This is a genomic window from Allomesorhizobium camelthorni (assembly GCF_011045125.1).
Classification (GTDB): Bacteria; Pseudomonadota; Alphaproteobacteria; order Rhizobiales; family Rhizobiaceae; genus Allomesorhizobium; species Allomesorhizobium camelthorni.
Genome location: NZ_JAAKZF010000029.1, coordinates 62,160 through 70,789, shown reverse-complemented (window position 1 = coordinate 70,789; position 8,630 = coordinate 62,160). Strand labels below are relative to the sequence as shown.

The window sequence follows — 8,630 nt, the reverse complement described above, 5'->3', positions numbered from 1 at the left end:
TCGCTCCGCTCCGGTTCTCGAAATCCACCATTTTCGACTCGGCCTGACCTGAATCTCAGCACACCTAGCCGGCAGCCGGCTGCGGCGCGATTTGACCTTGCGGAGACAGGGCGAACCGCTTAAACGTCCGCCACGCGTCGGGCGATTAGCTCAGTTGGTAGAGCGCTTCGTTTACACCGAAGATGTCGGCGGTTCGAGCCCGTCATCGCCCACCATCCTCTCCATCGTTTTCCGGGGCCTGCGCAGATTGCTGGCAGCGCACTGTAGCGCTCCGTGCGGGCACGTGTTTCACGGCGCCTCGCTCAATCCCCGGTTTCAGCGAGGCTGTAAAGATGTCTCCGCTCATGGTACGAATTGGCTGCTATTGAGGGAGCAGCAACTATGCCACGCGTGCTTGTCTGGACGCTTCTCACCGCCACAATCGCCATTTCCGGCTGCCAGTCGCCGCCATCGGCGGGGATGGCCGGCAGGCCGTGCAACACCAGGATGGACGAAGCCGGCTATTGCTACGGCATAGCGCTGCCGCCGCTGCCCGGACAATGAGCCGGCAAGGGTGGCTGGACTAGCAACGGCTCCGCTGCGCGAAACCGGGTTGGCCGGCAGCCAAAGCAATCGTTGAGGACAAACTCAAGGCCGCCGTTCGCCGCTCAGAGATAGTTGCTGACCTTCCTGCCGGCTTTCAGGAAACGCAGCGGGTCGATCGCCTCGCCATCGCGGCGGATTTCATAGTGGAGATGCGGGCCGGTCGAGCGGCCGCTGCTGCCAACCTTGCCGATCTCCTGGCCGCGGCTGACCGCCTGGCCTTCCTTCACGCCGATCTTGCTCAGATGCGCGTAGCGCGTGGTGAAGCCGCCACTGTGCTCGATCTCGACCATGCGGCCGTAGCCGCCGTTCCAGCCGGCCTTGACGACGGTGCCGGCGGCGCTCGCCCGGGCCGGCGCGCCGACCGGAGCGCGAAAATCCATGCCCGAATGATGCGCAGGCGTGCCGAGCAGGGGATCCTTGCGCACGCCGAACGTGCTGGAGATGGCGCGGCCCGGCGCTGGATTGGCGATGGGCAGGCGCTGCGCTTCCTTCTTCATGCGCTCGAGCAGGTCGAGCGCCTCGTCGAGCTCCTGAACCCTGGTCTCGAAGCCTGCGGGATTGCCGAGCGCGACCAGCGGCCCGCCGACGCCGTCCTTGCCGAAATCGCCGTCGACCGGCAGCCCGGCCGATTCCAGCGCGTCCGAAATCGCATCCGCGGTCTGGTAGGCGCTGTCGGCGAGCGTGGTGATGCGGGCGAGCTGCTCGGTCTCGATCGAGCGCAGCGACTGGTTGATGGCGATAAACAGCCGGTCGGCCTGGTCGGCGGACGTCTCGTCGGGCCGCGAGGCGTTGCGGGTCGACCAGAAAGAGAAGGGCTGCGCGGCGGCCGGGGCCATGCCGGCGCGTTCGAAGGGGCTCTCGCCCGCTGTCAGGCCCGCGCGGATCTCAGGCTTGGCGGCGGGCGCCGGGACCGTGGCAGGCAGCTGCGGCGCGGCGGTGGCGCGGCCCAGAATGGGCTCCAGCCGGCCGTGGCGCTGGGTCAGCTGCGACTGGCGGTGGAGAAGCTCGCTGACCTTGGTTTCCATCAATTGCTGGTCGAGCAGCTGGCGGCTGGTGATGCGGTCGACCTGCGCGCGCAGCGCCGAGATGCGGTCCTCATAGGCCTGCTGCATGCGCGCCTGACGGGCGGTGGCCGCGCCGATCAGATCGTCGCGAAGCACGAGGTAGGATGTGGCGAGCAGGTAGCCGACGGCGACCGCCGCGGCCGCTGAGCCGAGGAAGGCCGCGATCCACGGACGGACGGTGAAATGCCTGATCTCGTCGCCGCGCGCGATGATGATCGTGTGCGGTTCCTTGCGCCTGCCGAAAACCGCCGCCTGACCGGATTTTGCCACGACTTCCCAACCCCAGCCCTCAATGCGGCGATTACACATTATTAGGGTTAACAAAGCTTTGCCCGGCGGAGCAGGACGCGGATGGGCCGGATGCGGGCGCTTTGCAGATACAAAAGCCCCCGATGCAACATGCCTTGGCGGTGAACATACGGGCCTGCGTGCTGCGGGAGAAACATCGTGACCCTGACAACCTATAGAGGGAGTTGCCACTGCGGCTCGATTTCTTACGAGGCGGATATCGACCTGTCGCAGGGCACCGGCAAATGCAACTGCACGTTCTGCATGAAAACGCGGGCGTGGAAAGCCTTCGTGAAGCCCGCCGCCTTCCGGCTGCTGACAGGCGCTGATGCGGTCAAATCCTACCACAAGCATCCTCTGGCGCCCTTGAAGCACTTCTGCGCCGAGTGTGGCGTCATGACCCATGCGACCGGCAGCGCCGACTACATGGGCGGAGACTTCATCGGCGTGTTTATAGCCACGCTTGATCATGTCGAGCCTTCGGAACTTGCCGCTGCCCCTGTCCGCTATTCAGACGGACGGCACAACAATTGGCAGAATCCGCCGGCCGAGACGAGATATCTGTGACTTACAAGCACTTGGATCGCAGGCTCAGAAAATGCCGATAATCGTATCGCGTTGTCCCCACATCATCACGGCGCCGCTCAGCGCCATGAAGCCGACGACAATGGCGCGGAAATCGCGCGCACGCATCTCACGGAGGAATCGTCTGGCCAGCCAATTTGACGCCAGCGCGCCCACACCCGCCGCCGCTCCAAACAGGAAGAGCTTGCCGTTCATCGAGCCGAGGGCCGAATAGGTGCCTAGCTGAACTATGTGCATCGGCAGCGACACCGCGGTCTTGGTGCCGACCATGCGCTCCTTCACTATCCCGGCGTTGAGATACAAATTGTTCATGACCGGCCCCATGGCTCCGATCAGGCCGGACAGGAAGCCAACCAGCAGTTCGGCTGGAAAGAACCACCAGAGAGAAACCTCGAACGTCTGCTTCCTGGCGCCCAGCCGATATTGAAAGACGGTGGAGATCAGGAACAGCCCGACGACGATCTGAAGCCATTCGGCCGGGGTCGACGAGAATGCGGTTGCGCCGAGCAGGCCGCCAATGGCGGCGCCCGGAAGCGCCCAGCCGACCACGCGCCATTCGATGTCACGCCTGAATACGAATGCGCGCCCGCTGCCAGCAATCAGCGTCGCGAGCGTCGTCACGGGCGCAACCGCCTGCGCCCCGGCGACGAAGCCGACCAGCGGCACCAGGAGCATCGCCCCGCCTCCTCCGCCGATGGTCGAGATTGTCCAGGCGATGAAGCCGGAGGCCGCGAGGAGGAGATAGACGGTCATGCAGCGCCTAATGCGGTTTTCCGGCAGAAGTAGCGCGCTCATTTGCCATGTCTATTTCGAGCGAAGCATCTGGTGCTCCGACCGGCGGTATTGATAGAAGTTCTGCATGACCCCGAGTTCTGCTGCGCCGCCCTATCTCGACTTCGACCCCACTACGCGTCGGCTGAGGCTCGATCCGCACGAGCCGGGTTTCGTGCAGAACCCCTACGAGACCTACGCCTGGCTGCATAAAACCTCGCGCACCTTCTTCTGGGAGGATTACGGCTTCTGGTGTTTTGGCGGCTATGACGATGTCAGCCGGCTTTTGCGCGACCGCCGCTTCGGCCGCGAATTCCCGGGCGGCTACATGACCGGCGCCGCTGCGTCCGGCGACCGAGGCCACCTTGCCGCATTCGATGCGGTAGAGGCCAACTCCATGCTGGAACTCGAGCCGCCAGTGCATACGCGCCTCCGGACGCTGGTCAACCGCGCTTTCGTCTCGCGTCAGGTCGAGCGGTTCCGGCCGCGCATCGAAAGCCTGGCAAACGAACTGGTCGACCGGTTTGAGGGGGACGGCCAAGTCGATCTGCTACCGGCCTATGCCGCGCCGCTGCCTATCACCATCATCGCCGAAATGCTTGGCGTGCCGGTCGAGATGGGGCCGCAACTGCTCGACTGGTCACACGATATGGTGGCCATGTATATGCACGGGCGGACCCGCGAGACCGAGGAGAAGGCGAATGCCGCAGCCGCAGCCTTCTCGGATTTCCTGCGCTCCTACGTCGCCGAGCGCCGCAAGAAACCCGGCGACGATCTTTTGAGCCTGCTGATCTCGGCGCATGAAGACGGCCAGAAACTCAGCGAAGACGAGCTGGTGTCGTCGGCGATCCTGCTGCTCAACGCCGGCCACGAAGCGACGGTCCACCAGACCGGCAATGCCGTGAACGCGATCCTTGCGCAGGGCGGCGATCCGCGCCGCTTCTTCGCCACCTCCGAAGCAACCGCGGCGGCGGTAGAAGAATGCCTGCGCTTCGATGCGCCGCTGCACATGTTCACGCGCTATGCCTACGGCGAGATCGAAGCGGGCGACGGCGTGACGGTGAAGCCCGGCGAAGAGATCGGCCTGCTACTCGCCTGCGCCAATCGCGATCCCCTCGCCTTTGCTAAGCCGGCGCGCTTCGATCCCGGCCGGCCGGACCAGAAGAACGCGTCCTTCGGCGCCGGCATCCATTTTTGCATCGGCGCGCCGCTGGCCAGGCTGGAACTCCAGGCTTCGCTGAAGGTGCTGTTCGATCGCCTGCCGGGGATCAGACTGGCGGAGGAGCCGCGCTTTCGCGACACCTATCATTTTCATGGGCTGGAGAGGCTGGAGTGCGAATGGTGAGCGTCAGCGAGGATCGTGGATCGCCGCTTCCAGCGCGTGTCGGATTTCGTCGCGTGGCAACTCCGCGGCGACCACGAATTCCGCCATGCGCCCGATCATGCGAACGGGCTTGGCGAACTCTTCCACGCGGTGGTAGCGACGACGCCATCTGTAGTCGTCCAGCAGAATCCTGCAGCCGGGCTTTGCGTGAAGCAGCGCCGCAAGAATGCATGCTAGGCGAAAGCGTCCGTCGATGAGCACCAGGTCCGGCGACAGCCCTGCCTCCTCGCATCGACGCCAGCCAGCCAGCGGATAATTGCGAAAGTTTGCCCTGAATGAGCCGCAGCGCGGGTAGCCCAGGCGCTTGGTCGGGCCGATGTCGACGTGAATCAGATGCAGATGGCCCGGAGAGCTTTCGGCCAGCTTGTCCGCAACGTGGTCGCGCCAGGCGCGGTCGCTCTCGACCGAGACGATGCATCGCACCGCGGTTCTGGCCGCGAAGACAGTCGATCCGCCGGCACCATATTCGAGATAGCATTCCGCGGCGCTCAGGGCTTCGGCGAGCGCCGCCACGTTGCGGTCCGGCATGAATGGTGCATCAGGCACCGAATAGTTCTTGGTAAGGACGTTTCGCAGAAGCGCGCGGGTCTTGGCTAGGGTGACCGACATGGAATGCCTGGATGGAATCGCCGGACTGCGCTGGTAAGGAATCGGTTCGGAAGCTCAAACTCGGACTACATATTCCTTGCGCGTCGTCTCGACCACTTCCCAGGTTCCCTTGAAGCCGGGGCGCAGGACAAAGCTGTCGCCTGCCCTGACGGTGCGCGCTTCGCCTCCGTCTTCGGCGACGACCGATACGCCGGACAGGATATGGCAGAACTCCCATTCGTCATATTCGATCCGCCATTTGCCGGGCGTCGATTCCCACATGCCGGCGTAAATGCCGCCTTCGGCCTCCTCGACATTCCAGGTGCGGAATTTCGGGTCGCCCGAAATCAGCCGCCCTTCGGCGGGCGCGCCCGCCTCCGGGTTGGTACCGGCTATTACGATGGCGCGAAAATGCGAGACATACATGGCTCACCCCAACTTCGAAAATACCTGCTCCAGATCCGCGATGATGTCCTCGACGTCCTCGATGCCGACAGAAAGCCGGACCACGTCCGGACCGGCGCCGGCCGCGATCTTCTGCTCGTCGGAAAGCTGGCGGTGCGTGGTCGAGGCCGGATGGATGACCAGCGATTTGGTGTCGCCGATATTGGCCAGGTGCGAGAACAATTCGAGCCCTTCCACCAGCTTGACGCCCGCCGCATAGCCGCCCTTCAGGCCGAAGGTGAAAACCGCGCCGGCGCCGAGCGGCGAATATTTCTGCTGCAGCGCATGGTTCTTGTCTTCCGGAAGCCCGGGATATGAGACCCAGGCGACCTGACTCTGCGTCGACAGCCATTCGGCGACCTTCTGCGCATTGTCGCAATGGCGCTGCATGCGAAGCGGCAGGGTTTCCAGTCCAGTCAGGATCAGGAAGGCATTGAGCGGCGCGATCGCCGGTCCCAGATCGCGCAGGCCCAGCACCCGGCAGGCGATGGCGAAGGCGAAATTGCCGAAAGTCTCATGCAGCACCACGCCGCCATATTCGGGGCGCGGGTCCGACAGCATCGGGTAGTTCTCGGATTTCGACCAGTCGAACGTGCCGCCGTCGACGATCACGCCGCCCATGGAATTGCCGTGGCCGCCGATGAATTTCGTCAGCGAATGCACGACGATGTCGGCGCCATGCTCGATCGGGCGCAGCAGATAGGGCGTGGCCATGGTGTTGTCGACGATCAGCGGCAGGCCGTGCTTGCGGGCGATCTCGCCGATTGCGGCGATGTCGACGAATTCGCCGCCTGGATTGGCCAGGCTCTCGACGAAGATGCCGCGCGTCTTGGCGTCGATCTGGCCCTCGAAGGTCGAGATGTCGTCGACATCGGCCCAGCGCACCTCCCAGCCGAAACTCTTGAAAGCATGGCCGAACTGGTTGATCGAGCCGCCATAAAGCTTGCGCGAGGCGATGAAATTTTCACCGGAGCGCATGATGGTGTGAAACACCAGAAACTGAGCGGCATGGCCGGAAGCCGTCGCCAGCGCCGCGGTTCCACCTTCCAGTGCTGCAACGCGCTCCTCCAGCACCGCCTGCGTCGGATTCATGATGCGGGTATAGATGTTGCCGAACGCCTTCAGGCCGAACAGCGAGGCGGCATGATCGACATCGTCGAACACATACGCCGTCGTCTGGTAGATCGGTGTGGCGCGCGCGCCGGTCGCCGGGTCAGGCTTGGCGCCGGCATGGACCGCCAGCGTGTTGAAACCCGGAATGCGCTGAGACATCTTTCCTCCAAAACCCCGTAATGAAATCCGTTGCCTATTCTTGGCGAAGCCGAACCCGAAATGCAAAGAACAAAATGCCCACGGCCGGACGCCGGGCGCATCGCCAGGACGCGGAAATCCGCGATCGGCGGAATGGATTTGCGGAAACGCTATTTCTGGCGGACGCCGAAACTCTGGAATCCCGAACGCATGATCGGCTTCTTCGACGACAGCACGCCGGAATTGACGCCGTTCCAACCGATCTCGCCGGCAAGCCGCGCATATTCGATCTTCGGGCAGCGGTTCATCACCACCTTGATGCCCGCGGCTTCGGCCTTGGCCGCCGCCTCGTCATGGCGGATGGTCAGTTGCATCCAGATCACCTTCGGCAGCGGATCGAGCAACAGGGCTTCATCGACGATGGCCGGCACCGCGCTGGACGGCCGGAAGATGTCTACCATGTCGATCGGTTCCGGGATATCGGCAAGTTTTGCGTAAGTCATGCGGCCGAGGATCTCCTTCCCGGCCTGACCCGGATTGACGGGGAACACAGAGAATCCCTTGGCGAGAAGGTATTTCAAGACGAAAAAGCTCGGCCGCACGTCGTTGGCCGAAGCGCCGACGATCGCGATCGTCTTCACCGAGTTCAGGATGCCGGAAATGTAGGAATTGTCGTAGGAATCGTGGTTCATGCGCTCAATCTGACCCTTTGCCCGGCATTTGCACCACCCCTCGTATCGATATTTTCCTGCAATCGCCACGCCAAAGCGGCGCCGGCGGTCCCTCCTCCGAGGGAATACCGGCTCACTTCATCATCTGCTCCTTGACTTCTCGAATTTTCCGAAGCACGTTGCGTAAATCGGTCAGACCAATTTACCACTGCTCGATGACGCATGGGAGGAACTTCGGCAATGCCGATCCAGGCGGTTGAACCACGTCGGCTTTACCGGCAGATCGCCGATCAGCTCAGGCAGCTGATCGAGTCGGGAGAGTTCGCCGTCGGCGACCGCCTGCCGACGGAGCGCGAACTCGCCGACCAGCTTGGCATCTCTCGCCCGACCGTCCGTGAGGCGCTGATCGCGCTGGAGGTCGAGGGGCGAATACGCATTCGCGTCGGCTCCGGCATTTACGTCACCGAACCTCCACGCGCCGCCGCATTGGTAGCAGAAACGGACGAAGGACCGTTCGAGCTGTTGCGTGCGCGCGAATTCATCGAAGGGGCAATCGCGGCCGAAGCCGCTCTCCACGTCCAGCCGGCCGATCTCGAACTGCTGGACGATGTGTTGCGCCGGATGGAAGATACGAGTCATCCGACCAAAGTGACAATTGCCCTCGACCGCGAATTCCATACGACCGTGGCCGGCATTCTCGGAAATGCCGTCCTAGCGCGCTTCATCGGCGAATTGTTCGACCAGCGCATGAACCCTTACTTCGAACTCCTGTCGAGCTATTTCGAAAACAGGGAGTCCTGGCAGGCTGCCGCGGAGGAGCATCGCGCGGTGCGCGACGCGATCGCTGCACGCGACCCCGAACGGGCAAAGGCCGCCATGCAGGAGCATTTGCGGCTGTCGCAATTGAGATTCTCACGCAATTTCGGTGAGAGATCCGTGGCCAGGGAGGTCACGGAGTAGAAGTCGGCCGGCCGGGAGGACATCTGGCCGGAGCAATCA

Annotated in this window: 10 protein-coding genes and 1 tRNA gene; 5 read left to right on the top strand and 6 right to left on the bottom strand. The window is 63.3% G+C overall.

Going from position 1 to position 8,630, the window contains the following annotated elements; translation table 11 throughout:
* Positions 1 to 139: 139 nt before the first annotated feature.
* A tRNA-Val gene (locus G6N73_RS19395) sits at positions 140 to 215 on the top strand.
* Positions 216 to 381: 166 nt separating this feature from the next.
* The gene (locus G6N73_RS19390) at positions 382 to 543 is read left to right on the top strand and encodes a hypothetical protein (RefSeq protein WP_165030544.1); all 162 of its coding nucleotides are present in this window, start codon (positions 382 to 384) and stop codon (positions 541 to 543) included.
* A gap of 104 nt (positions 544 to 647) precedes the next feature.
* Here G6N73_RS19390 and G6N73_RS19385 read toward each other — a convergent pair whose 3' ends face one another.
* Positions 648 to 1,958, bottom strand: coding sequence for a M23 family metallopeptidase (locus G6N73_RS19385; RefSeq protein ID WP_206078957.1), 1,311 nt, complete (start codon positions 1,956 to 1,958; stop codon positions 648 to 650).
* 138 nt (positions 1,959 to 2,096) lie between these two features.
* On the opposite strand from G6N73_RS19385, the gene G6N73_RS19380 reads away from it, so the two are divergent.
* Entirely contained in the window at positions 2,097 to 2,504 is a 408-nt protein-coding gene (locus G6N73_RS19380) for a GFA family protein (RefSeq protein ID WP_165030540.1), read from the top strand.
* A gap of 24 nt (positions 2,505 to 2,528) precedes the next feature.
* On the opposite strand, the gene G6N73_RS19375 is transcribed toward G6N73_RS19380, so the two are convergent.
* Complete coding sequence (locus tag G6N73_RS19375; protein ID WP_246252259.1) at positions 2,529 to 3,317, bottom strand: sulfite exporter TauE/SafE family protein; 789 nt, start codon at positions 3,315 to 3,317, stop codon at positions 2,529 to 2,531.
* A 64-nt stretch (positions 3,318 to 3,381) separates the two neighbouring features.
* Between G6N73_RS19375 and G6N73_RS19370 the strand changes: the two genes are divergently transcribed.
* Positions 3,382 to 4,638, top strand: coding sequence for a cytochrome P450 (locus G6N73_RS19370; protein WP_165030538.1), 1,257 nt, complete (start codon positions 3,382 to 3,384; stop codon positions 4,636 to 4,638).
* A 3-nt stretch (positions 4,639 to 4,641) separates the two neighbouring features.
* Here G6N73_RS19370 and G6N73_RS19365 read toward each other — a convergent pair whose 3' ends face one another.
* The 4 genes from G6N73_RS19365 to G6N73_RS19350 form a co-directional block, all read right to left on the bottom strand.
* Positions 4,642 to 5,286 carry a hypothetical protein gene (locus tag G6N73_RS19365; protein WP_165030536.1) on the bottom strand — a complete coding sequence of 215 codons (645 nt, stop codon included), beginning with the start codon at positions 5,284 to 5,286 and terminating at the stop codon, positions 4,642 to 4,644.
* 54 nt (positions 5,287 to 5,340) lie between these two features.
* Complete coding sequence (locus G6N73_RS19360) at positions 5,341 to 5,691, bottom strand: cupin domain-containing protein (RefSeq protein ID WP_165030534.1); 351 nt, start codon at positions 5,689 to 5,691, stop codon at positions 5,341 to 5,343.
* 3 nt (positions 5,692 to 5,694) lie between these two features.
* Positions 5,695 to 6,981 carry an O-acetylhomoserine aminocarboxypropyltransferase gene (locus G6N73_RS19355; RefSeq protein ID WP_165030532.1) on the bottom strand — a complete coding sequence of 429 codons (1,287 nt, stop codon included), beginning with the start codon at positions 6,979 to 6,981 and terminating at the stop codon, positions 5,695 to 5,697.
* Between the two features lie 149 nt (positions 6,982 to 7,130).
* On the bottom strand, positions 7,131 to 7,652 hold the full coding sequence (locus tag G6N73_RS19350; RefSeq protein WP_165030530.1) for a CoA-binding protein: 522 nt from the start codon (positions 7,650 to 7,652) through the stop codon (positions 7,131 to 7,133).
* Between the two features lie 219 nt (positions 7,653 to 7,871).
* On the opposite strand from G6N73_RS19350, the gene G6N73_RS19345 reads away from it, so the two are divergent.
* The gene (locus G6N73_RS19345) at positions 7,872 to 8,591 is read left to right on the top strand and encodes a FadR/GntR family transcriptional regulator (protein WP_165030528.1); all 720 of its coding nucleotides are present in this window, start codon (positions 7,872 to 7,874) and stop codon (positions 8,589 to 8,591) included.
* Positions 8,592 to 8,630: the final 39 nt, after the last annotated feature.

What these genes read in the sequence shown, in the direction of transcription:
- G6N73_RS19390 (WP_165030544.1), top strand. Translation starts at nt 382, where the DNA reads ATGCCACGCGTGCTTGTCTGGACGCTTCTCACCGCCACAATCGCCATT.
- G6N73_RS19385 (WP_206078957.1), bottom strand. Translation starts at nt 1,958, where the DNA reads ATGTGTAATCGCCGCATTGAGGGCTGGGGTTGGGAAGTCGTGGCAAAA.
- G6N73_RS19375 (WP_246252259.1), bottom strand. Translation starts at nt 3,317, where the DNA reads ATGAGCGCGCTACTTCTGCCGGAAAACCGCATTAGGCGCTGCATGACC.
- G6N73_RS19370 (WP_165030538.1), top strand. Translation starts at nt 3,382, where the DNA reads ATGACCCCGAGTTCTGCTGCGCCGCCCTATCTCGACTTCGACCCCACT.
- G6N73_RS19365 (WP_165030536.1), bottom strand. Translation starts at nt 5,286, where the DNA reads ATGTCGGTCACCCTAGCCAAGACCCGCGCGCTTCTGCGAAACGTCCTT.
- G6N73_RS19360 (WP_165030534.1), bottom strand. Translation starts at nt 5,691, where the DNA reads ATGTATGTCTCGCATTTTCGCGCCATCGTAATAGCCGGTACCAACCCG.
- G6N73_RS19355 (WP_165030532.1), bottom strand. Translation starts at nt 6,981, where the DNA reads ATGTCTCAGCGCATTCCGGGTTTCAACACGCTGGCGGTCCATGCCGGC.
- G6N73_RS19350 (WP_165030530.1), bottom strand. Translation starts at nt 7,652, where the DNA reads ATGAACCACGATTCCTACGACAATTCCTACATTTCCGGCATCCTGAAC.
- G6N73_RS19345 (WP_165030528.1), top strand. Translation starts at nt 7,872, where the DNA reads ATGCCGATCCAGGCGGTTGAACCACGTCGGCTTTACCGGCAGATCGCC.